The organism is Devosia oryziradicis (genome assembly GCF_016698645.1).
GTDB lineage: Bacteria > Pseudomonadota > Alphaproteobacteria > Rhizobiales > Devosiaceae > Devosia > Devosia oryziradicis.
The window spans coordinates 2493796-2516441 of sequence record NZ_CP068047.1 but is presented as its reverse complement, the minus strand read 5'-3'; the positions used below and the strand labels follow the sequence as shown (position 1 = coordinate 2516441).

Here is a 22646-nt window from a genome sequence, read left to right as displayed (position 1 = left end):
AATTGCCTGGACGCAGTCGGCCAGCAGACCATGGCAAAAATCGGACCGACGGCATGTGATCGGGTCCATTGTGGGTCAGCGCACAACCCGATAGAACGCGCCGCATGAACGACCTATCGACCAAGCAAGTCACCTTCACTCTTTCGGCCACTGATGGCATGGCGCGGCGCGGCCGCATCGATACGCCACGCGGCGACATCCAGACGCCGGCCTTCATGCCCGTCGGCACTGCCGGCACGGTGAAGGCCATGTATCCCGAGCAGGTGCGCGAAACCGGTGCCGATATCCTCCTCGGCAATACCTACCACCTGATGCTCCGTCCCGGCGCCGAGCGCGTTGCCAGCCAGGGTGGCCTGCATGATTTCATGGATTGGCAGCGGCCGATCCTGACCGACAGCGGCGGCTTCCAGGTCATGTCGCTGGCCCAGCTGCGCAAGCTGACCGAAAAGGGCGTGACCTTCCGTTCCCATATCGATGGCTCGTCCTATGAGCTCACGCCCGAGCGTTCGATCGAAATCCAGACGCTGCTCGACAGCGACATCATCATGCAGCTCGACGAATGCCTGAAGCTGCCGGCCGAGTACAAGGAGATGGAGCGCGCCATGGAGCTGTCGCTCCGCTGGGCCGATCGCTCCAAGACTGCGTTCAACAACCAGCGCAATCGCGCGCTGTTCGGCATCGTGCAGGGCGGCGACAATGCCGAGTTGCGGGCGCGATCAGCCCAGGGGCTCAAGTCCATCGGCTTTGACGGCTATGCCGTGGGTGGCCTCGCCGTCGGTGAGCCGCAGGAGGTGATGTTCAAGGTGATCGAGGAGATCACCCCCGAGCTCCCCACCGATCGCCCGCGCTACCTCATGGGCGTCGGCAAGCCCGACGATATCCTGGGCGCCATCGGCCGCGGCATCGATATGTTCGACTGCGTGCATCCGACCCGCGCCGGTCGGCATGGCCATGTCTATACCCGCTTCGGCGTCATCAACCTGAAGAATGCACGGCATAGAGATGATTCCCGTCCCATCGACGAAGCATCGCCCAACCCAAATTGCCGCCGCTGGAGCCGGGCCTATCTCCACCACCTCGTTAAGACAGAAGAGATTTTGGGCGCGATGATCCTTTCCCAGATCAACCTCGCCTATTATCAAGAACTGGTACAGGGCTGCCGGGGTGCGATCGAGGGCGGCCGTTTCAGTGATTTTGCGGCAGAGACGCGCGCGGCATGGGCCGCTGGCGACCTGCCGCCGCTTTGAGGAAAAAAGACCATGGCAAAAGGCTCCGCGCTCAATTCGCTGATGAAGCACCGCAAGCGTCTCGATGACGTGACGATGCGTGAGCAGTTCGCCATCGATCCCAATCGCTTCCAGCGCTATTCGGCGACCGGCGCGGGCATCCTGCTCGATTATTCCAAGAACCGGATCGACGGCGATGTCATGTCCGCCCTGTTCGACCTGGCGCGTGCCGCGGGTGTGGAGGAGCGGCGCGACCAGATGTGCGAGGGCGAGCATATCAACATCACCGAAGACCGCGCCGTGATGCACATGGCCCTGCGCTACCAGGGCGACAAGCCTGTGCCGGTCGACGGCAAGGACGTGATGCCCGACGTGCGCGCCGTGCTGAAGGCCATCGAGAACTATACCAACGCCATCCGTTCCGGCGAAATCCGCGGCCATGGCGGCGCGCAGTTTACCGACATCGTCAATATCGGCATCGGCGGTTCCGATCTCGGCCCTGCCATGGTGACCCTGGCGCTCGAGCCCTATACCCGCGCCGACCTGCGCGCCCACTATGTGTCGAACGTCGACGGCGCCCACATTCACGATGTGCTCAAGCGCCTTGACCCCAAGAAGACGCTGTTCATCGTCGCCTCAAAGACCTTCACCACCGACGAGACCATGACCAACGCCAACTCGGCGCGCGACTGGATCGCCGATACGCTGGGCGAGGAGGCGGTGCCCAACCACTTCGCCGCCGTCTCGACCAACATTCCGGCCTGCGCCAAATTCGGCATCCGCGAAGACCGCATTTTCGGTTTCTGGGACTGGGTGGGCGGGCGCTACTCGGTCTGGTCGGCCATCGGCCTGCCGATCGCCCTGGCCGTTGGCTACGATAATTTCGCCAAGTTCCTCCAGGGCGCCGACGCCATGGACCGGCACTTCCTCAGCGCCCCGCTCGAGGACAACCTCCCCGTCATCATGGCGGTGCTCGGCGTCTGGTATCGCAACGCCTGGGGCTTCTCGACCCATGCCGTACTGCCCTACGACCAGCGCCTGTCCCGCTTTGCCGCCTACCTCCAGCAGCAGGACATGGAATCCAACGGCAAGTCGGTGACGTTGTCGGGCAAGTCCGTCGGCTGGTCCACTGGCCCCATCGTCTGGGGCGAACCGGGCACCAATGGCCAGCACGCTTTCTACCAGTTAATCCACCAGGGCACCGACGTCATTCCCTGCGACTTCCTCATCGCCGCCAAGCCGCATGAATCGCTGCCGCCGCATCACGACAAGCTGGTCGCCAACGTGCTGGCACAGTCCGAGGCGTTGATGCTGGGCAAGACCAAGGTCGAGGTGGTCGAGGAACTCAAGGCGCAGGGCCTGAGCAAGGCGCGCATCAAGGAACTGACCCCGCACAAGATGTTCCCGGGCAACCGGCCGTCCAACACGCTGTTCTATGAAAAGCTGACGCCCGAGACGCTGGGCTCGCTGGTCGCGCTCTACGAGCACAAGGTGTTCACCCAGGGCGTGATCTGGAACATCAATTCCTACGACCAGTGGGGCGTCGAACTGGGCAAGCAGCTCGCCAAGGCCCTGCTGCCCAAGGTGGAGGGCAAGCAGAGCGGGGAAGGGCACGACAGCTCCACCCAGGGCCTGCTGGCTTACTATCTGGCCAACAAGTGACGATCGCAAACCGGCTGCAGGCCGCCTAGCGGAGGACATTCGTGACCATCACCACCGACGAGCAGCTGGAAAAGCTAAAGGCCATCGGCCGGATCTGTGCGATTACGCGGGACGCGATGGCTTCGGCCATGCGTCCGGGCATGACCACCATAGAGCTCGACGAGATCGGCGCCAAGCTGCTGGCCGAGCATGGGGCGCTGTCGGCGCCTATGGTGACCTATGACTTCCCGGGCCATACCTGCATTTCGGTCAACGAGGAAATCGCTCACGGTATCCCCGGCGAGCGCGTGCTGCGCGAGGGTGACCTCGTGAACATCGACGTCTCGGCGGTCAAGGACGGTGTCTTCGCCGATTGCGGTTCGTCCTTCGTGCTGGGCGAGGGTGACCGCCGTGTCGTGGCTCTGTGCCGCGACGGCAAGAAAGCGATGTGGGCAGGGATCAATGCGGTCAAGGCCGGCGCGCCACTGGCCGACATTGGCGACGCCATCGGCAAGTTCGCCAAGAAGGGCGGCTACACGCTGATCCGGAACCTGGCCAGCCACGGCGTCGGTGACAGTCTTCACGACGAGCCCGGCGAAATCGCCACCTGGCCGGACAAATCCGAACGCCGCCGCATGACCAATGGCCTCGTCTTCACCATCGAGCCGTTCCTGTCGCTCGGCGGCAAGATGGCTGACCAGAAAGCCGATGACGACGAATGGACGCTGGTGGCGCGGCCCAGCGCCCCCTGCGTACAGTACGAGCACACGGTCGTGGCAACCCCGCGCGGTGCGGTGGTGGTGACGCTGGCAGCTTGAGGAGGCTTACCCTTTCCGAGGGAGAGGCAACGCCTATAGCCAGACCAGAAGCATGGGACCCATCACGATCATCCCGGCCGCGACCACGAAGCGCAAATTGCCAAGCTGGCGCAGGTTTTGGACGCTGAGCACGGAAGACAGAACCAGAAACAGCGCAAGCGCAATAAAGACTGGGGTAAGCGGCGCCAGCGCGAAGCGCGTTCCCTCGGTCAGTTGCAGATAAATCATATGTCCGCCCGCAAATCCGAGCAGGGCAGAGATCACCACGGAGACCGCCTTCGACGTGATCAGCAGCGCCATGTCGATCGTATTGCTGGTCAACAGCAGCGCCAGGCCCGCGGCCGTGACATGCGCCGCGGCCAGCGTGGTGAACAGGCGATTGTCGGCCAGCATCGGCACCAGTTCAGGCGGTGCGCTCAGCGGCAGCGAGCCCACCATGGGCAGGTTGGCGCCGTACTGCGCCAAGAGGTAAATGACATAGAGCATGGCCAGCGTACCGCCGGCAAAAACCAGCGCCGCCGTAGCCAGCACCTTGAGCAGATCAGTGAAATCCTGGGACAAAGCAGCGGCCCGATCAGAAGTTGGGAATGGTATGCCGGGAGGGGGTCGAACCCTCGACCATTCGATTAAAAGTCGAATGCTCTACCACTGAGCTACCGGCACGCACCAAAGTCTGACGCTGCTGGCGTCGCGGCGGAACATAGCCACGTTGCCTCTGCTGTCAACCGCAATCGCTGCATGGCCGGACACTCTGCCGGAAAGGGCTAATAGGCCAGCGGCGTCCCGGTAAACGGCATGGGCAGGCACGATACCGACAGGCGTTCGAGCCTGGCGCATAGGGCGGTTGCCTCCGAGAGCTGGTTGATCGGCCCCACGATAAGCCGCTTGTTGTCGCTGTTGGCTTCGTCCACCAGCATCGGCGCCATTCCAAACAGCAGCGGTCCGAGCTTCATGGTCAGGTCGCGCCACGCATCGGGCGCCTGTTCGAAGGCCACTGCAGGGCCAAGCGCTACGCCGAAGACGGCCTCGTTCGGCACTGGAATGGCCGCGACCTCCGTTACCGGCTCGGGCAGGGGCTGTTCGCCCGCCGGCGCCGGTTGCGCTTCCGCCATCGGCTGATGGCGCACAACGACGGAGCCGCCGTCGGCTTCATAGACCAGGGCGGGGTCCTTGCCGATCGCGGCCGTAAGGTTGCTGCGGTCGATATTGGCATTGTCAGGCAGCGCTTCGAGCAGGTTGGGCAGGCTGACTTCCAATGCGCCAACCCGGCGGGTGATCTCGTTGCCCCGTTGCTCGTCGAGCGAGAACCGCGCGGTGAGGACGCTGGTTTCGCGCCGGAGCCGGATCTGTTCCTCCCGCAATTCGCTGACCTGCGCCCGCAATTGCTCGATCGAGGCTCCCTCGATCCGGGTCTTGTGCAGCCCGGCCAGCACGCCTGCCGGCATCAAGGCGGAAACATTGGCCCCCATCACGGCAATGCCCGACAGTACCAAGGCCACGATGCCCCAGGTTGTCACGTCCGATTGCCGGAATTGTTCCGATGCTTTAGCCAATGCAACTATCCTGACCGCGCAATCGAATCAAATCTTGCGCCCGGATCAACCATGCGGCGGCAGTTATGTGTTCGCCAACGGTTGCGTGCCATAATCTTGTGAAAATGCGTGCGCAAAACGCACGTGCCGGAGAAACTCCATGACTGAACTGCTGTCGATCATTCTTGCTGCGGGCGAGGGCACGCGCATGCGATCGGCGACACCCAAGGTTCTGCACCAGGTTGGCGGCATGCCCATGGTCGGCCATGTGATGCGTACCGCGGTCCGCTCCGGCGCCACCGACATCTGCGTTGTTGTCGGGCCCAACCATGAGGCCGTCGAGGCCGAGGTCACCCGCCACAGCGCCAGTGCCCGCATTTTCAGCCAGCTCGAGCGGCTCGGGACCGGCCACGCCGTGCGCCAGGCGCGCGAGGCCTTCGACGGTGCGCAGGGCAATGTCGTGGTGCTTTACGCCGACAATCCGCTCGTTTCCAGCGACACAGTGGCCGCCATTGCCAGCCGGCTCAATGATGGCGCCGATATCGTCGTCGTAGGCTATCGGCCCGCCGATCCAACCAATCTCGGCAGGCTGTTGACCCAGGACGGCCGGCTGCTGGCCATTCGCGAGCATCGCGACGCCACCGAGGAAGAACGCAAGATCGGCCTCGCCAATTCTGGCATTATCGGCTTCCGCGCCGAGACCCTGCGCAGCATCATCGACCGGATCGGCAACAAGAACGCCAAGGGCGAATATTACCTGACCGACGCCGTCGAACTGGCCAACAGCGACGGCCGCCGCGTCGAGTTCATCGAGGCCGATGCCGGCGAAGTCATGGGCGTGGATGATCGCACCAGGCTTGCAGCCGCCGAGGCGCAGTTTCAGCAACTGCGCCGTTCCGACTTCATGCAGGCCGGCGTCACCCTCAAGGATCCGGGCAGTGTCTGGTTTTCTTATGATACCGAGATCGGCCGCGACGTGACCATCGAGCCCAACGTGGTGTTCGGCCCCGGTGTGGTGATCGAGGAAGGCGCTGTCATCCACGCCTTCAGCCATATCGAAGGCGCCCATATCGGTCGCAACGCCTCCGTCGGCCCGTTTGCCCGGCTGCGGCCCGAGGCCAACCTGGCCGAAGGCGTCAAGGTTGGCAATTTCGTCGAGATCAAGAAGGCCGAGATCGGCAAGGGCGCCAAGGTCAGCCATCTCACCTATATCGGCGACGCGAGCATTGGCGCCGACGTCAATATCGGTGCCGGCGTGATCACGGTGAACTATGATGGCTACAACAAGCACCGGACCGTCGTGGGCGATGGCGCCTTCATCGGCTCCAACGCGGCGCTGGTGGCGCCGGTGAACGTCGGCGCCGGCGCGCTGGTGGCCAGCGGCAGCGTCATCACCGAGGATGTGGCGGATGACGCGCTGGCGCTCGGCCGCGCCCGCCAGGTGGTCAAGCCCGGTCGGGCAAAGGAAATTTTCGCGGCCGCCAAGGCCAAGAAGCAAGCCAAGAAGGGCAACTGACATGTGTGGCATTGTCGGCATTGTAGGCAGCGAACCGGTTGCTACCCGGCTGGTGGACGCGCTCAAGCGCCTGGAATACCGTGGCTACGACAGCGCCGGGGTGGCGACGCTCGAAGACGGCGGCATTTCGCGCCGCCGCGCCGAGGGTAAGCTGGGCAACCTGGCGCAGAAGCTGAGCTTCGAGCCGCTGACCGGCCGCATCGGCATCGGCCACACGCGTTGGGCCACCCACGGCGCTCCGACCGAACTCAATGCCCATCCTCATGCCACCGACCGCGTCGCGGTTGTCCATAATGGCATCATCGAGAACTACCGCGAGATGCTGGCCGACCTGGCCAAGGACGGCTACCTCCCCAAGACGCAGACGGATACCGAAGCAGTGGCCCTGTGGGTGACGCGCGAACTCGCCAACGGTGCCGATCCGGAACTGTCCGTAGCGCGCACCCTCAAGCAGTTGCGCGGGGCCTTTGCCCTCGCGTTCCTGTTCAAGGGCGAAGACGGCCTGCTGATCGCGGCCCGTCACGGCGCGCCGCTGGCCATCGGTTACGGCACGACCGAAATGTATCTGGGCTCGGACGCCATGGCGCTGGCCCCGTTCACCTCGCGCCTGACCTACCTCGAAGACGGCGATTGGGCAGTCATCACCCATAAGGGCGTGACGATCCGCGACGGCAAGGACGCCATCGTCCAGCGCGAACTGATGATCTCGCAGGCATCGGCGCTGATTGTCGACAAGGGCAACCACCGTCACTTCATGGCCAAGGAAATCTACGAGCAGCCCGAAACCATTTCGCACACCCTCAGCCACTATGTGGACATGGGGGCCGAGAAGGTCGCCATCCGTGAAACATTGCCCTTCGACTGGTCCGACCTCAGCCGCCTGACGATCAGCGCATGCGGCACCGCCTATTTCGCTGGCGCGGTGGCAAAATACTGGTTCGAGCGCTACGCCCGGCTGCCGGTGGACATCGATGTCGCCAGCGAGTTCCGCTACCGCGAACCGCCACTGGAGAAGGGTGGGCTGTCGCTGTTCATTTCGCAGTCCGGTGAAACCGCCGATACGCTGGCGGCGCTACGCTACTGCGCCGGACAGGGCCAGCATGTCGCCTCGCTGGTAAATACACTGGAATCCACCATCGCCCGGGAATCCTCGGTGGTGTTCCCGATTTTGTGCGGTCCTGAAATCGGCGTGGCGTCGACCAAGGCACTGACCGCGCAACTGACGGCATTGGCAAGCCTGGCCGTTGCTGCCGGGCGTGCCCGCGGCGTGCTGGAGGCCGGCAAAGAGCAAGAATTCGTGCGGGCGCTGACAGGCTTGCCGACGGCGGTTTCACAGGCGCTGGCGACCGAAGCGCAGATCATCGACATCGCCAAGCGGCTGAGCAAGGCGAAGGATGTGCTTTATCTCGGCCGCGGTCCGATGTTCCCGATCGCCATGGAAGGCGCGCTGAAGCTCAAGGAAATCAGCTACATCCACGCCGAAGGTTATGCAGCAGGTGAACTGAAGCACGGCCCGATCGCCCTGGTCGACGAGGACATGCCGGTCATCGTCGTGGCGCCGTCGGACGAGCTGGTCGACAAGACCCTCTCTAACATGCAGGAAGTCGCGGCCCGCGGCGGCAAGATCATCCTCATCACCGATGCCGAAGGAGCGCAAACCGTCGGCCATGGCGTGGCCGATATCATTGTCATTCCCCACGTTTCGAGCTTCGTCGCGCCGATCCTGGCGACCATTCCGGTCCAGTTACTGGCCTACCATACGGCCGTGTTCATGGGCACCGACGTCGACCAACCGCGCAACCTGGCGAAGTCGGTGACGGTGGAGTAGTGGAGACTATCCCGCCCTGATCAGCGGGATCGCCAGGTCTTTCCTGAACAAGTAGAGCAGCATACGGGCGGCTTCGCCGTCCGGCCCGCTGAGACCGGGATTGCGCCTGAGCAAGTCCTTGGCTTCGTCATGGGCGTAATCGAGCAGGTGCCTGTGCACGTCAGGCACCGCAAGCCGATAGCCCGGCATGCCCGACTGGCGGGTACCCAGCACATCGCCCTGTCCGCGAAGTTCGAGGTCCTTCTCGGCAATCTCGAAACCGTCTTCGGTCGACTTTATCGTTTCCAGGCGCGCTTTGGCCGTTTCGCTGAGCGGGTCCTTGTAGAGCAACAGGCAAGCCGAACGCTGCGAGCCGCGCCCGACGCGACCACGTAACTGGTGGAGCTGCGCGAGGCCAAACCGTTCGGCATGCTCGATAATCATGATCGAGGCATTGGGCACGTCGACGCCCACTTCAATGACCGTCGTCGCCACCAGCAGTTTGAGCTCGTTGGCCGCGAAACGCTGCATCACCTCCTGCTTGGCGGCCGCGCTCATTCGGCCATGGACGAGCGCGACCTGATCGCCGAACACCTTCTGCAACTCGGCAAAGCGATCTTCGGCGGCGACGACTTCGAGATGCTCGCTCTCTTCCACCAGCGGGCAGACCCAGAACGCCTGGGCGCCTTCATCCAGTCGGGTGCGGAGCCGGGAGATTACACGGTAATAGTCACCAATAGACAGGACCGCGGTATCGATGGGCTGGCGGCCGCGCGGCTTTTCGCGCAGCACGCTGACGGCCATATCGCCAAAATGGGTGAGGACCAGCGTACGGGGGATCGGCGTCGCAGTCATCACCAGCAGATCGGTGTGCTTGCCCTTGTCGGAGAGGGCAAGGCGCTGGTGCACGCCGAAGCGGTGCTGCTCGTCGACGACAGTCAGGCCCAGATTGTGGAATTCGACACCGGACTGGAACAAGGCGTGAGTGCCGACCACGACGGTGGTTTTGCCGCTGGCGATTCCGGCCAGCTTGGCCCTGCGCTCGGCTGCGGGCATCTTGCCGGTCAGCAGTTCGCAGCCAAGTCCTGCCTGATCGCAAAGTGGCTTGAGGGTCTTGAAATGCTGCGCGGCCAGCAATTCGGTCGGCGCCATCATGGCCGACTGCGCGCCGCTTTCGGCCATGGCGGCCATGGCCATCAAGGCGACTACGGTCTTGCCGGCGCCGACATCGCCCTGCAGCAGACGCGACATGCGGTCGGGTGAAGCGAGATCGGCACGAATCTCGTCCACGGCCGCTTGCTGTCCCTCAGTCAGCGAGAACGGCAGCGCATGCGTCACGCGCTCGGTGATCTCGCCAGTAAAGCTGCGCGCAATGCCGCGCGCCGCCACCATCGTTGAGCGGATCAATTGCAGCGTGATCTGGCCGGCCAGATATTCGTCATAGGCCAGCCTCATGCGGGCAGGGGCCCACAATTGGGCTTCCTCGGGATTATCAGGGATGTGCACCGCGCGCATGGCCTCCCCGAAGGATGGCCACTTGCGCTGCGCCATCGTGTCGGCGGCAATCCATTCGGGGAGCGCTGGAAGGCCATCGAGCACCTGCCGCACCAGCTTGGCCAAGGCCTTGGAGCTCAAGCCCTGGGTCAGCGGATAGACCGGTTCGACCAAGGGCAAGGTGGCGAACTTGTCGGCCTCCACGACATAGTCCGGATGGGTGATCTGCTTTTCGCCATTGAAGAAGTCGATTTTGCCGGAGACAAAGCGTTCCTCGCCCACCGGCAGGAGCTTTTCCACCCAGCCGCCCTGGCTCCCGAAATAAACCAGGCTGACATCGCCAGTTTCATCATGTGCGAAGACCCGATGCGGTACCTGCGGCCGGCCGCGCGGCGGCAGCTGATGGCGGTCGATATGGAGCTTCAGCGTGACGATCTGGTTGAGATAGGCCTCCGCTATGCCGACCTGCCGACGCCGGTCGACCACCCCCGAAGGCATGTGCATCAGGATATCGAGGGCGATCGCCTCTTGCCCCTCGGGCGCCCCGAAATACCGCGTCAGCAGCGCAGCCAGCTTGTCGCCGACACCTTTGATGGAGTGTAGCGAGGCAAACAGCGGCGAGAGGGATTCCGGGCGAGACAAATCGGGCTCGGGTAATCAGTTGCAGATAAGGATTGCCAGCAGAAGTATCTGATCACCGGGCAGGGAGAAACTCTTCTCTTAGGGCGTCCGTTGCTAATTGCCAGATCGCTCTTCGGGGGAGGAACGGTGCGAATCTGGGGCCCGCTACGCCGATATCCGCTGCATGCGCTGCACTGGCTGCAACGGCGCAGCCTTACCGTCGTTGTCGTACTAGCCGGCCTGTGCTGGGCTGCAGCCATCGTGGTGGCCTGTCTGCTGGCTGCCGCAATGGGCGAGATCATTTGACTGCGGTGTGCTGACAAGCCGCCTCAATACGCGTAAGAGAAGCGTCCAAATCGGGAACAAACGGGATCATGGTCGTCAAATGACAGCCGGTGAAGACATTTCCATGCGCCGAAAGAAGCTGCGCTATCGTGCGTGGCACCGTGGAACCCGGGAGATGGACCTGGTGTTGGGGCCCTATGCCGACGCCCATACCGACGCGATGGACCATGCCCAGCTCGACCGGCTGGAGGCCTTGATGAGCGAGGAAGATCCCCCTCTGCTCAAATGGGTCATGGGTCAGGAAGAGCCGCCCGCCAATGTCGATCGCGGCTTTCTTGCCCAGGTGATCGCCGACCACCAGGCCCGTCTCACCAAATGAACGAACTCAGCCCGCAGCGTCCGACGCGCACCATCGCCAATGTCCCGGACGGCATGCAGCCGATGGTGCTGGCGCGTTTGGTGCAGCAGCGTATCGAGGCGGCGCCAGACGACGCGGCGAGCCTGGTTTTCGTGGCGCGCGACGGGCGACGCCTGCAGCGCATGGCCGATATTCTGACCGCCATGCTGCCGGGGCACACCATCCTGACGCTGCCGGCCTGGGATTGCTTGCCCTATGATCGGGTGTCGCCCAACAATGTCACCATCGCGGCCCGCATGAACACGCTGGCAGCGCTGACATCGGGCGCCAAGGGCGCGGTGGTGCTGACGGCGGTCAATGCGCTGATCCAGAAATTGCCGCCGCGCGACGTGGTCGAAACCATGTCCTTCTCGGCGGCAACCGGTCGAGTCGTGGACAGCGACAAGCTGATCGCCTGGGCGGCGAACAACGGGTATCTGCGCGTGCCGACCGTGCGTGAGAGCGGCGAGTACGCGGTGCGTGGCGGCCTGATCGACCTGTTCCCGGCCAGCGCCGAGGCGCCGTTGCGCTTCGACTTCTTCGGCAGCCAGCTCGAATCGATCCGCACGTTCGATCCGGACTCGCAACGCACCACGGGCCAGCTCAAGCGCGTCGACCTGACGCCGATGAGCGAGGTCGTGCTTACGGACGAGACCATTCGGCGCTTCCGCCAGAACTACACGGCGACCTTTGGCGGCAACACGGTCGATGACACGCTCTACGCGTCGGTCAGCGGCGGCTCGCGCTATTCGGGCACCGAGCACTGGCTGCCCTTCTTCTATGAGCACCTCGATGCGCTGGCCGACTATGTCGGCGACGCGCCGTTCGTCTTCGACGAGCAGGCAGCGGAGGCCTATGCCGATCGCGTGACGCAGGTGCGTGACTATTACGAGGCACGCGAGGCGGCACGGCTGGCGCCAGTGGTTGCCGGGGCAGGGGCACCCTATAAGCCGATCAAGCCAGAACTGCTCTACGCCGTGGACCAGCATCCGTACGGACTGGCTGGCGCTTCGGTGATCCAGCTCAGCCAGTTCATGGCGCCCGGCACCAAAGCTAACGACGACGCCGGCGGGCACATCGCGCCCAGCTTCGCGGCCGAACGCCAGGCCACCGATACCAACCTTTTCCAGGCTGTGGTCGACCGCTTGCTGGCGGAGCGTCGCGAGGGCAGGCGGGCCGTCATCGCCTGCTGGAGCACCGGCACCCGCGACCGCATGGTGCAGGTGCTCAAGGACCATGGCCTGACCAATCCGCGTCTGGCAGAGAATTGGCGCGATGCCGAGACAACGAGTGCGGCGACGACGTCACTGGTCGTGTTGCCGCTCGAGACGGGTTTCGAAACCAAGGACCTGCTGGTGCTCAGCGAGCAGGACATCCTGGGCGAGCGCATCCTGCGGCCGCAGCGCAAGAAGAAGGCTTCCGACGCGCTGACCGAGGCGGCGAGCCTCAATGCCGGCGACCTGGTGGTGCATGTCGACCACGGTATCGGCCGCTTCATCGGGCTCAAGGTCATCGAGGCCGGCGGCGCGCCGCATGAATGCGTCGAGCTCGAATATGGCGGTGACACCAAGCTTTACCTGCCGGTCGAGAATATCGAGCTGCTTACCCGCTACGGCACCGACGACGGCAACGTCACGCTCGACAAGCTGGGCGGCGTTGCCTGGCAGGCCAAGAAGGGCAAGCTCAAGAAGCGCATCCGCGAAATGGCGGAGCAGCTCATCAAGATCGCCGCTGCGCGTCTGCTCACCAAGGCCGATGTCGTCTAGATCAATCCGGGCGCTTATGACGAGTTCGCGGCGCGCTTCCCCTATGAGGAGACCGAGGACCAGATGGCCGCCATCGAGGCGGTGTTCGACGACGTGACATCGGGCCGCGTCATGGATCGGCTGGTCTGCGGCGACGTGGGCTTCGGCAAGACAGAAGTGGCGCTGCGCGCGGCATTCGCTGTTGCGTTGAGCGGCAAGCAGGTGGCAGTTGTCGTGCCGACGACGCTGCTGTCGCGTCAGCATTTCAAGACCTTCTCGGAACGCTTCAAAGGCTTGCCGGTACGGGTGCGCCATGCCTCGCGCATGGTCAGCGCGGCCGAACTCAAGGCCACCAAGGAAGGCCTGGCCGACGGGCAGGTCGATATCGTCGTCGGCACACATGCCCTCTTGAGCAAGACCATCAAGTTCAAGGACCTCGGCCTGCTCATCATCGACGAAGAGCAGCACTTCGGCGTGGGCCACAAGGAGCGTCTCAAGGAGCTCAAGGCCAATGTGCATGTGCTGACGCTGACGGCGACGCCGATTCCGCGCACCCTGCAACTGGCGCTAACCGGCGTGCGCGACTTGAGCCTCCTGGCGACGCCACCTGTGGATCGCCTGGCCATCCGCACCTTCATCTCGCCCTTCGACGCACTGTCGATCCGAGAGGCGCTGCTGCGCGAAAAGTATCGCGGCGGCCAGAGCTTCTATGTGGTGCCACGCATCAAGGACCAGCACGAGATTGCCGAGTTCCTGAAACAGCAGGTGCCCGAGGTCAGCTTCGTCGTCGCCAACGGCCAGATGGCGCCGGGCGAACTCGACGACATCATGAATGCCTTCTACGACAACAAGTTCGACGTCCTGGTGGCGACGACCATCGTGGAATCGGGACTCGATATCCCGAACGCCAATACGCTGATCGTGCATCGTGCCGACCATTTCGGCCTGGCCCAGCTCTACCAGATACGTGGTCGAATCGGCCGGGCCAAAGCGCGCGCCTACGCGCTGTTCACGGTACCAGCCGATCGCAAACTCACCGACACGGCCGAGCGGCGCCTGGGCGTGCTGCAATCGTTGGAATCGCTGGGCGCAGGCTTCCAGCTCGCCAGCCACGACCTTGATATCCGTGGCGCCGGCAACCTGCTCGGCGACGAGCAGTCCGGCCATATCCGTGAGGTGGGCTACGAGCTCTACCAGGCCATGCTGGAGGAAGCGGTGGCCAACCTCAAGAGCGGCGACGAGGAGTACGAGGATCGCAACGAGTGGAGCCCGCAGATATCGCTGGGCATGCCGGTGATGATCCCCGAGCATTATGTGCCAGACCTGCAGTTGCGCATGCAGCTTTACCGGCGCCTGGGCGATCTCACTGATATCAGGGATATCGATGCCGCAGGTGCCGAACTGATCGACCGTTTCGGGCCATTGCCGGAAGAGGTCGAGGCCTTGCTCAAGGTCATCCTGGTAAAGGCGCTATGCCGCCAGGCCAATGTCGAAAAGGTCGATGCAGGCCCCAAGGGCGCGGTGATCAGCCTGCGCAATAACGAGTTTCCCAATCCGGGTGCCCTGGTCCGCCTGGTCAGCGATCCCGCCAACCAGGTTCGCATCAAACCCGATCAGAAACTCGTGTTCGCGCGGAACTGGCCGACGCCAAATGATCGGCTCAAGGGAGCAGCGGCAATCCTGTCGCGCCTGGCGAAACTGGCCGAAAATGCCTCCTGAGCGGCGTGCGTCAACCCTGTCTCGCCATAATGCTTTGGCAAGCACTATCGGTCATGTTATTGCCCGAATTCAGCACTTGAAGGGCAGTTCAATTCTCAAGGTGGCAGAAGTCACCGGGACCGCCAAAGAAGCCAAGGAAATTCTATGAACCTCAGGAAACCCCTCGTCGCCGGTTTTGCGGTGGCCGCGCTCATGCTGTCCCCTTTGTCGGCTTATGCGCAGGAAACGACCCCGGCCGAGGCGCCTGCTGCCGAGGCCCCCGCTGCTGAGGCACCTGCCGCGACGGACGCTGCCGCGCCGGCCGCCGATGCCGCCGCCACCCCCGCCTCCAACTGGCTCAAGGTCTGCGATCCGCTGCCCGATGGCCAGAAGGCCTGCATCATGCGCCAGGTTGTGCTGGCCAATGGCCAGTTCCTGGGCTCCTTCCTGCTGCGCGACGATCCGGGCCAGGAAAGCCGCCTGCTGGCCGTTGCCGCCGTGCCGCTCGGTGTGCTGCTGCCGTTCGGCCTGACCTGGCAGATCGACGGGGCCAAGCCCATCCGCGTGCCCTATATGCTGTGCGATCCGACCTCCTGCGCCACGCAGCTGGTCATCAACGAGCAGTATGTCAATTCGCTCAAGAAGGGTGGGGTGCTCAAGCTCACCGCCAAGAACCGCCAGAACCAGGACCTGACGATCGAGATCACCCTTGCCGGCTTTACCGCCGCCTATGATGGCGAGGCCGCCCTGACCTTCGACGAATTCCGCCAGGAAACCTCGGGCGAGAACGCACTGGAACAGGTGCTCCAGGATCGTGCCGAAGAACTTCGTCGCCAGCTCGATGGTGGTACGGCTCCTGCCGAAGGAACCACCCCGCCGGCCGAAACCCCGGCTGAAGCACCGGCCCAGTAAGGGCCGCCGACCAGAATTGAAGGGGCGCCGGAAAAGGCGCCCTTTTTGTTTGTCTTGGATGCCGTCCTGCGTTGCCTCTGAACTAGGCCCGGCTGCCCATGCCCACGGCAAACGCCTGCCGGCGCAGGGCCGGGGCAAGCTTGAGGGCCCATAGCCCGCCGGCGCGCAGGGCCTGGGCTGGCAACATTTCTGCCAGCAGCGATCGGAACAGGGTATCCACCATGCCGCCCGTTCTGGCGAGGTCGCCGGCACGCCGCGCGCTATAGTCTGCGCTGACGCGACCGGCCCAATCGTCCGCCGTACGATCCACCGCTGCCAGCGCTGCCGCCAGATCGGCAACGTCGCGCAAGCCGAGGTTGAGTCCCTGCGCGCCAATCGGTGGAAAGGCGTGAGCAGCTTCGCCGACCAGCACGACGCTATTGGTGCCGGCCTGGTCCACACTAAGGGTGCTGAGCGGAAACACGAAGGCAGGGCCCGCCAGCGCGATCTTGCCGAACAGCCGTTGCGACTTGTCGGTGAACGCCGCCAGGAGGGTTGCCTCGCCGCCGGCCTTGGCGGTCTCGAGCGCCGCGCGGTCATCGATCCACACCAGGTTGGCGCGATTGCCACCTGCCGGGACCAGCGTGAACGGCCCCTGCGGATAGTGGAACTCGATGGATGCGCCGCCGATCGAGCGGCCCAGATCGAGGTCGCAGACCAGGGCGGCCTGATCGAACTGGCGTTCGCGCGCCGAGATTCCTGCTGCCGCCCGCACCAGCGACTTCTTGCCGTCGGCGCCCACGATCAGAGGCGCAGAAAGGCGGCTCCCGTCACCGAGCGTCAGCGTATTTTCCGCAAGCTCGGTGGCTCCGATCGGGCGCGTCTCGAGATTGGGCAAGGTGGTCGCAACCTCGTGGAAGCTCTCCATGAGGTGGGTATTGGCAAAGTTCCAGCCGAAGGCCGGTAGCCCTGCTTCCTGGGCGTCAAACAGCGTCTCAGGCGCTCGGATCAAGCGGTTGGTGGCATCGATAATGCGGATTTGGGTGAGGGCGTGGCCAAGTTCGGCGGGTTCCCCGATAAGTCCAGCGCTACGGAGATAATCCACGCTTGGCATCATCAGGGCAGACGTCCGTCGATCGGGCGGGCCCGCCGGTGCGAGATGGATGGTCCTGAGGCCAGATGTGGCCACGGCAATGGCTGCGGCTATGCCAGCCAGGCCGCCCCCAACCACGATTGCATCGGCATCATGCTTGCTCATTTCGCGTCCGCCAGCCGTCGAGCATGGCCGCTCGGTATGATCGCGCTCCCGGCAAAAGAACCGGCAAACATGGCCAGCAGGAAGATCCAGAGGTTGTCGGGCAGGAATGCGAGCAGGGATATGGCTGGGCCCGGACATATGCCGGCCATGCCCCAGCCAATGCCGAAGAGCGCGGCCCCACCAACGAGGCGGCTATCGATCTTGCTGTATTCGGGTTCATGGAACGCCCTGTCGAACAGGGGTGTGCCGCGGCGCTTTCCGATGCGAACCGCAACAAACATGACCGTGAGAGCCGATACCATCACCAGGGCAAGGCTCGGGTCCCAGCCGCCCTCGGGGATTGCGCCGAAGTCGAGGAAGCGTAGCACCTTGAGGGGGTCGACCATTTGCGAGACATAGAGCCCCGCGCCGAATAGCACGCCACTCAATGCGGCGGTGGCTAGGTAGGGAAGCTTGAGATTGGCCATCAGACGACTCCTGTGATGGCGACGGTGAGCACGGCTACGGCAAAAAACACGAGTGTTGCCACCAGCGAGCGTGGGGAGAGGCGCGCCAGCCCGCAGACGCCGTGGCCCGAGGTGCAGCCATTGCCGATCTTGGTGCCAAGACCGGTGAGGAGGCCCGCAATGGCCAACCAGACCGGCGTTGCAATGTTCCAGGCGGCCGGGGCGTCAATGAGCCGCGGTGACTCGGTTCCCCCTACGCCAAGGTCGGGCAGAAGCCTCGCGGTTAGAAACGCACCGGCGACCAGGGCAACCAGGAACACCAGGCGCCAGATCGCAGTTTGCGCCGGTGGCAGCAATTGGCCGAAGATGCCCGAAATGCCGGCAATCCGGCCATTGCCGAGCCAGAGCACCGACGTGGCAAGCCCGATAAGGGCGCCACCCGCGATGGCAGTGAGCGGCGTGAACGATTCCATTTAGGTCACTCGCAAAAGGGCTAACTCCGCGACGTTAGCACCTGCCATTGCGCCACGACCAGCTTGGCGGCAGCGACTTTGTGCCGCCCGACCCGCCCGGCGAGGAAAACTCTCCCTCCTGACCTTTCCTGTGCGCCAAAGCTCCGCTTAGATAGGCGCAACCAGAGTCGAACGGAGAACCCGATGTTAGAACTGCTTGCCGACCCCAATGTGTGGGTCGCGTTTGCGACCCTCACGATCATGGAGATCGTGTTGGGTATCGACAACATCGTCTTCATTTCCGTGCTGGTGTCGCGCCTGCCGCGCGAGCAGGCGGAATTCGCCCGCAAGCTCGGTATCGGCCTGGCGCTGGTCTTCCGCATTATCCTGCTCTTCCTGATCAGCTGGATCGTCAGCCTCAAGGAACCGCTGTTCAGTGCCTTCGGCCACGACTATTCCTGGAAGGACATCATCCTGCTCGCCGGTGGCGCCTTCCTGATCTACAAGGCGACCCACGAGATGCATGCGGCCATCGAGGACACCCATGATGACGTGACGGTCGGCCAGGCGGCCAGCACGACGCTGCAGGCCATCCTGGTGCAGATCGTGGTCATCGACATGGTGTTCTCGATCGACTCGATCATCACGGCAGTCGGCATGGTACCGGCCGACCAGGTTTTCGTCATGGTCGCGGCGGTTCTGGTTGCGGTGGCCGTGATGTTTGTCGCCTCGGGCCCGATTGCGCGCTTTGTGGCCGATCATCCGACCACCAAGATGCTGGCTCTGGCCTTCCTGCTGTTGATCGGCGTCTCGCTGGTGGCCGACGGCACCGGCTTCCATATCGAGAAGGGCTATATCTACGCAGCCATGGGATTCTCCGTGCTGGTGGAGGCCATCAACATCTTCGCCAAGCAGCGCAAGCAGCGTCAGCGGGGCCATGGCGCCAAGGCCGCCTTCACGCCCTTCACCGGCGATACCGGCTCGATCGCGTCCGATACGGCGCTGGCTGCGGTCAGCAATAGAGCTGCATCGGCACCACGGGCTGCAGCCAAACCAGCATCGGCCAGTGCCGCAACCCCGGCCGCCAAGCCCAGCGCCAAATCGACACCCGCGGCGCGCGCCCAGTCGCGGCCAAAGTCGGCGCCGCGCAAGCCAAAGGCACCAAAGTGACCAAGGCGGTTGTCGTCCGCCAGCTTGGCGGTCCCGAAGTCCTGAGCTACGAGGATTGGCCGCTGGCCAGTCCGGGTGCGGGGCAGGTGGCCCTGCGGCAGACGGCCATCGGGCTCAATTTCGTCGATACCTACCAGCGCGTGGGTCTCTATCCGGTGCAACTGCCCTTCGTCGCGGGCAACGAAGGCGCCGGCGTCGTTATCGCCCTTGGGGAGGGCGTGACGGGGTTCAAGGTGGGCGATCGGGTGGCCTATCAGGGGCAGGTGGGTGCCTATGCCGCCGAGCGTCTCGCGGCGGCGGAGCGTCTGGTGCCGCTTCCCGATGGCATCGAAGACCAGGTTGCCGCGGCGATCATGCTCAAGGGGCTGACGGCCTGGTACCTGTTGCACGAAACCTGGGCCGTCCAGCCTGGCCAGACCATCCTCTGGCATGCCGCAGCCGGGGGCACGGGACTGATTGCCACGCAGTGGGCAAAGGCATTGGGCGCCACGGTCATCGGCACTGCCGGCAGCGACGACAAGGTCGCGCTCGCAAAGGCCCATGGCTGCGATCACGTGATCAACTACAACAAGGACGATTTCGCTGCCCGCGTCCGCGAGATCACCGACGGAAAAGGCGTCGACGTGGTCTATGATGGCGTGGGCAAGGCGACGTTCGAGAAATCGCTCGATTGCCTGCGACCACGCGGTCTGCTGGTGAGCTTTGGCAATGCCTCGGGCGTGGTCTCGATCCCCGACGTGACGCTGCTGTCCCGCAAGGGGTCGCTCTATGTCACGCGACCCACCGGAACGCACTATGTCGGCAAGCGCGAAGCGCTGCTGGAAGGCGCCGGCAAGCTGTTCGCCGCGGTCCAGAGCGGCGCCATAAAGGTCGAGATCGGCCGCACGTTTCCGCTGAGCCAAGCCGCGGACGCCCATCGAGCGCTGGAAGGGCGCGAGACGACGGGGTCGGTGGTTTTGCTGCCGTAGCCCGCTCTAGACAGCCCGGCGCTCTGCCGCTAAAGGCTGACACAACGGGTAGATGGCAGAGCGGTTGATTGCTCCGGTCTTGAAAACCGGCGAACGTGCAAGCGTTCCGGGGGTTCGAATCCCTCTCTACCCGCCACCCTGTGGCTTCGGCTGCGCGCGCCCGGAACGCAACGGCGTAGGACGATCCCCCGAAGCAGCCTTCCGCGGAAGCAGAAGGGCGGATCGCAACTCGCCAACCACGTATCCAATCGGCTGGCCCGCGTCCTTCTAGTCATGGTGCTCGTTATGCGATGCGTTGTTGACTAGACCTGATCTATGGGCATGTTGGCAGCGAACTCGGCTAGGGACGGGTTGGGTGCTAAGACACGCAAACGTGCTGCTATTTGTTGGAGGGGTGGGCTAGCCCGCTATTGTTATGGTCGTTCAATCTCGCTTTCAGGACAATTTCGTCGCACCAAACCTCAGCGACTCGCGCCTTGCGCATAGGCGCGCCTACCGCATGCTGATCGACGGCAAGCAGATGGATGCACAGTCCGGCGAGACCGTGACCCGCGAAAGCCCTGGCCACCTCGGCAAGGTGGTTGGCGAATGGCCTGCCGGGGGCACGGGCGATGCCGCACTTGCCATCGCCGCGGCCCGCCGCGCCTTCGACAACGGTCCCTGGCCGCGCATGAGCGGCGCCGAGCGCTCGACCATCCTTCACGCGGTTGCGGCAAAGATCCTCGCCAATGTGGACGAGCTGGGGCTGATCGAATGCCTTGAGACGGGCAAGCCGCTCGAACAGGCCAAGGGCGAGATCGGCTACTGCGCCGATCTCTGGACCTACGCCGCTGGCATGTCGCGCGGCCTGGAAGGCGCCACCCACAACAACATTGGTGAAAACCGCCTTGGCCTCGTGCTGCGCGAGCCCGCCGGCGTAGTGGGCATCATCACGCCGTGGAATTTCCCCTTCATCATCGTTTCCGAGCGTGTGCCGTGGGCTTTGGGCGCCGGTTGCACCGTCGTGGTCAAACCGAGCGAGTTTACCTCCGGAACCACGATCCGCATGGCCGAACTGGCACTCGAGGCGGGCCTGCCGGCGGGGGTTCTCAACGTAATCACCGGTTATGGCCCCGATGTCGGCCAGATCCTCGCCGAGGATCCCCGCGTGGACGTGCTGGCCTTTACCGGCTCGGTGCGCGTAGGCACCCAATTGGCCGCCATTGCCGCGGCGGCCGTCAAGCGGGTCGGCTTGGAACTGGGAGGGAAGGGTCCGCAGATCGTCTTCGCCGATGCCGATCTCGAAGCCGCGGCTGATGGTATTGCCTATGGCGTCTATCACAATGCGGGCCAATGCTGCATATCCGGCAGCCGCCTGATCGTGGAGAACTCTATCCGTCCGGCACTGCTCGAGCGCCTGCTGGATCTGTCCAAGAGGCTGCCTTTCGGCGACCCGCTCGGCGCCGGTACCCGCTTTGGCGCCATGGTCACCCAGACCCACCTCGAAAAAGTCGCGAGCTACGTCGCAACCGGGATAGGCGAGGGCGCCGAGTTGCTGCTGGGTGGTGACATGGTCGATGCCAAGAACGGCAATTTCTTCGCGCCCACGGTGTTCGACAAGGTGCGCCCCGACATGCGCATCGCTCAGGAGGAGATCTTCGGGCCGGTGCTGGCAACGATCGGGTTCGATACGCCCGAGGAGGCGGTGGCGCTCGCGAATGGCACCGCGTTCGGTCTTTCGGCCAGTGTTTGGTCGCGCGATCTCGAAAACGCCGTGCAGACGACGCGAAAACTCCGGGCCGGTCGGTGCTGGATCAACTCGGTGATCGACGGCACCCCGGAACTCCCGATCGGTGGCTACAAGAAAAGCGGGTTGGGACGCGAACTCGGCCGTTTCGGCTTTGACGAGTATTCACAGTTCAAGGGCCTTCACATGACGCTTGGTCGGGGACAACCCTGGTTCCAGCACTGAGTTCGCTGGCTTCTTGACGCCGCGTCGTCGGCCCTGCCCCCCAGTCGATAGGCGGCAACCTACGACCAAAACGGGCGCCAAGCCGCCGTTGTACTGGAGAGTGTTGGATGCTAGTTCCACTGCATCCGCCACAGCCGTAGAGGGACCCGCTTTGAGCCGTAAGGAATTCGACGCTTCGCGGATGCGGCGCCTCAAGCGGTATGCGGCGCGGTATGGGCTGACCATTCTGACCGACGACAAGATCAAGGCGCTGGGCAACCCGGGCGGGCATGCCATTCGCGACGACGAGTCCTTTAAGGTCATCTACGGCAACGTGCCCAAGCCATTTTCGGCGAGCCTGGACGATATAGAATCCTGGCTCGAGGCCAACACGGCGCCGGAAGAGTAAGGATCGCTGCCCTGTATGGCAATTGCCCGCGGCGCTGGCGGCGCCGGATTTCCGTTATTTATTCTGTAACGGAATCGTCCAACAATCGTTGGCGTAAGGCATATCTGGAGGCGCGTTATTGTGTTCACTCTGATCAACGCCGACGCCGAAGACGACGACGCCGAAATCACCGATCCCCAGGAAATCGCAGAACTGTTTGCTGCCATCGCCGCAGTCGCCATCGAGGCGATCGGGGTGGCGCAGGCCAAACAGCTTTTCGATGCCGTGATCGAACAGGACGGCAAAGACCCCAACTGACCAGACGGACCGACGACCCGGCAGGTCAATTCCGGCCGCTGCCCG

Annotated in this window: 18 protein-coding genes, 2 tRNA genes and 2 pseudogenes; 15 read left to right on the top strand and 7 right to left on the bottom strand. The window is 63.8% G+C overall.

Going from position 1 to position 22646, the window contains the following annotated elements:
* Window positions 1–104: 104 nt before the first annotated feature.
* The 3 genes from tgt to map are packed head-to-tail and all read left to right on the top strand — an operon-like array spanning window position 105 to window position 3685.
* On the top strand, window positions 105–1247 hold the full coding sequence (gene tgt / locus JI749_RS12620; RefSeq protein ID WP_201654388.1) for a tRNA guanosine(34) transglycosylase Tgt: 1143 nt from the start codon (window positions 105–107) through the stop codon (window positions 1245–1247).
* 12 nt (window positions 1248–1259) lie between these two features.
* On the top strand, window positions 1260–2888 hold the full coding sequence (gene pgi / locus JI749_RS12615) for a glucose-6-phosphate isomerase (protein WP_201654385.1): 1629 nt from the start codon (window positions 1260–1262) through the stop codon (window positions 2886–2888).
* Window positions 2889–2929: 41 nt separating this feature from the next.
* Complete coding sequence (gene map / locus JI749_RS12610) at window positions 2930–3685, top strand: type I methionyl aminopeptidase (RefSeq protein WP_201654381.1); 756 nt, start codon at window positions 2930–2932, stop codon at window positions 3683–3685.
* 33 nt (window positions 3686–3718) lie between these two features.
* On the opposite strand, the gene JI749_RS12605 is transcribed toward map, so the two are convergent.
* The 3 genes from JI749_RS12605 to JI749_RS12595 form a co-directional block, all read right to left on the bottom strand.
* Window positions 3719–4246, bottom strand: coding sequence for a hypothetical protein (locus tag JI749_RS12605; RefSeq protein WP_201654378.1), 528 nt, complete (start codon window positions 4244–4246; stop codon window positions 3719–3721).
* 27 nt (window positions 4247–4273) lie between these two features.
* A tRNA-Lys gene (locus JI749_RS12600) sits at window positions 4274–4348 on the bottom strand.
* Between the two features lie 101 nt (window positions 4349–4449).
* Window positions 4450–5238 (bottom strand): hypothetical protein, encoded by a 789-nt coding sequence (locus tag JI749_RS12595; RefSeq protein ID WP_201654376.1) that lies wholly within the window; start codon window positions 5236–5238, stop codon window positions 4450–4452.
* 139 nt (window positions 5239–5377) lie between these two features.
* Between JI749_RS12595 and glmU the strand changes: the two genes are divergently transcribed.
* Window positions 5378–6733 carry a bifunctional UDP-N-acetylglucosamine diphosphorylase/glucosamine-1-phosphate N-acetyltransferase GlmU gene (glmU, locus tag JI749_RS12590; RefSeq protein ID WP_201654373.1) on the top strand — a complete coding sequence of 452 codons (1356 nt, stop codon included), beginning with the start codon at window positions 5378–5380 and terminating at the stop codon, window positions 6731–6733.
* A 1-nt stretch (window position 6734) separates the two neighbouring features.
* A complete protein-coding gene (glmS, locus tag JI749_RS12585; RefSeq protein WP_201654370.1) occupies window positions 6735–8561 on the top strand; it encodes a glutamine--fructose-6-phosphate transaminase (isomerizing) in 1827 nt (608 codons plus the stop codon).
* A 6-nt stretch (window positions 8562–8567) separates the two neighbouring features.
* Here glmS and recG read toward each other — a convergent pair whose 3' ends face one another.
* On the bottom strand, window positions 8568–10676 hold the full coding sequence (gene recG / locus JI749_RS12580) for an ATP-dependent DNA helicase RecG (protein WP_201654367.1): 2109 nt from the start codon (window positions 10674–10676) through the stop codon (window positions 8568–8570).
* A 126-nt stretch (window positions 10677–10802) separates the two neighbouring features.
* Here recG and JI749_RS12575 point away from each other — a divergent pair, with 126 nt between their 5' ends.
* From JI749_RS12575 to JI749_RS12560, 4 genes and pseudogenes are all read left to right on the top strand, one after another.
* Window positions 10803–10961: a hypothetical protein gene (locus tag JI749_RS12575; protein WP_201654364.1), complete on the top strand. Its 159-nt coding sequence runs from the start codon at window positions 10803–10805 to the stop codon at window positions 10959–10961.
* A 103-nt stretch (window positions 10962–11064) separates the two neighbouring features.
* The gene (locus JI749_RS12570; protein ID WP_233280745.1) at window positions 11065–11319 is read left to right on the top strand and encodes an FAD assembly factor SdhE; all 255 of its coding nucleotides are present in this window, start codon (window positions 11065–11067) and stop codon (window positions 11317–11319) included.
* Window positions 11316–14801: pseudogene (gene mfd / locus JI749_RS12565) on the top strand (transcription-repair coupling factor). The gene JI749_RS12570 and the pseudogene mfd overlap by 4 nt, the downstream one beginning before the upstream one ends.
* 144 nt (window positions 14802–14945) lie before the next feature.
* The gene (locus JI749_RS12560) at window positions 14946–15692 is read left to right on the top strand and encodes an invasion associated locus B family protein (RefSeq protein ID WP_201654358.1); all 747 of its coding nucleotides are present in this window, start codon (window positions 14946–14948) and stop codon (window positions 15690–15692) included.
* Window positions 15693–15774: 82 nt separating this feature from the next.
* Here the strand turns inward: JI749_RS12560 and JI749_RS12555 are convergent, their stop codons facing one another.
* The 3 genes from JI749_RS12555 to JI749_RS12545 are packed head-to-tail and all read right to left on the bottom strand — an operon-like array spanning window position 15775 to window position 17848.
* Window positions 15775–16929 (bottom strand): FAD-dependent monooxygenase, encoded by a 1155-nt coding sequence (locus JI749_RS12555; RefSeq protein ID WP_201654355.1) that lies wholly within the window; start codon window positions 16927–16929, stop codon window positions 15775–15777.
* Window positions 16926–17396 (bottom strand): DUF6691 family protein, encoded by a 471-nt coding sequence (locus JI749_RS12550; protein WP_201654352.1) that lies wholly within the window; start codon window positions 17394–17396, stop codon window positions 16926–16928. Before JI749_RS12550 ends, JI749_RS12555 begins: the two co-directional genes overlap by 4 nt.
* Window positions 17396–17848: a YeeE/YedE family protein gene (locus JI749_RS12545; protein WP_201654349.1), complete on the bottom strand. Its 453-nt coding sequence runs from the start codon at window positions 17846–17848 to the stop codon at window positions 17396–17398. The genes JI749_RS12550 and JI749_RS12545 overlap by 1 nt, the downstream gene beginning before the upstream one ends.
* 183 nt (window positions 17849–18031) lie before the next feature.
* On the opposite strand from JI749_RS12545, the pseudogene JI749_RS12540 reads away from it, so the two are divergent.
* From JI749_RS12540 to JI749_RS12515, 6 genes and pseudogenes are all read left to right on the top strand, one after another.
* A pseudogene (locus JI749_RS12540) lies at window positions 18032–18760 on the top strand (TerC family protein); the annotation flags it as partial.
* A gap of 233 nt (window positions 18761–18993) precedes the next feature.
* Complete coding sequence (locus JI749_RS12535) at window positions 18994–19965, top strand: quinone oxidoreductase family protein (protein WP_201654343.1); 972 nt, start codon at window positions 18994–18996, stop codon at window positions 19963–19965.
* Between the two features lie 46 nt (window positions 19966–20011).
* Window positions 20012–20101: transfer RNA gene (locus tag JI749_RS12530), tRNA-Ser, on the top strand.
* 363 nt (window positions 20102–20464) lie between these two features.
* Complete coding sequence (locus JI749_RS12525; protein ID WP_201662798.1) at window positions 20465–21916, top strand: aldehyde dehydrogenase family protein; 1452 nt, start codon at window positions 20465–20467, stop codon at window positions 21914–21916.
* Between the two features lie 151 nt (window positions 21917–22067).
* The gene (locus tag JI749_RS12520; protein ID WP_201654340.1) at window positions 22068–22304 is read left to right on the top strand and encodes a hypothetical protein; all 237 of its coding nucleotides are present in this window, start codon (window positions 22068–22070) and stop codon (window positions 22302–22304) included.
* Window positions 22305–22424: 120 nt separating this feature from the next.
* Window positions 22425–22601: a hypothetical protein gene (locus JI749_RS12515; protein WP_201654337.1), complete on the top strand. Its 177-nt coding sequence runs from the start codon at window positions 22425–22427 to the stop codon at window positions 22599–22601.
* Window positions 22602–22646: the final 45 nt, after the last annotated feature.

What these genes read in the sequence shown, in the direction of transcription:
- JI749_RS12525 (WP_201662798.1), top strand. Translation starts at nt 20,465, where the DNA reads ATGCTGATCGACGGCAAGCAGATGGATGCACAGTCCGGCGAGACCGTG.
- JI749_RS12570 (WP_233280745.1), top strand. Translation starts at nt 11,065, where the DNA reads ATGCGCCGAAAGAAGCTGCGCTATCGTGCGTGGCACCGTGGAACCCGG.
- JI749_RS12550 (WP_201654352.1), bottom strand. Translation starts at nt 17,396, where the DNA reads ATGGCCAATCTCAAGCTTCCCTACCTAGCCACCGCCGCATTGAGTGGC.
- tgt (WP_201654388.1), top strand. Translation starts at nt 105, where the DNA reads ATGAACGACCTATCGACCAAGCAAGTCACCTTCACTCTTTCGGCCACT.
- JI749_RS12560 (WP_201654358.1), top strand. Translation starts at nt 14,946, where the DNA reads ATGAACCTCAGGAAACCCCTCGTCGCCGGTTTTGCGGTGGCCGCGCTC.
- pgi (WP_201654385.1), top strand. Translation starts at nt 1,260, where the DNA reads ATGGCAAAAGGCTCCGCGCTCAATTCGCTGATGAAGCACCGCAAGCGT.
- JI749_RS12545 (WP_201654349.1), bottom strand. Translation starts at nt 17,848, where the DNA reads ATGGAATCGTTCACGCCGCTCACTGCCATCGCGGGTGGCGCCCTTATC.
- glmS (WP_201654370.1), top strand. Translation starts at nt 6,735, where the DNA reads ATGTGTGGCATTGTCGGCATTGTAGGCAGCGAACCGGTTGCTACCCGG.
- JI749_RS12555 (WP_201654355.1), bottom strand. Translation starts at nt 16,929, where the DNA reads ATGAGCAAGCATGATGCCGATGCAATCGTGGTTGGGGGCGGCCTGGCT.
- glmU (WP_201654373.1), top strand. Translation starts at nt 5,378, where the DNA reads ATGACTGAACTGCTGTCGATCATTCTTGCTGCGGGCGAGGGCACGCGC.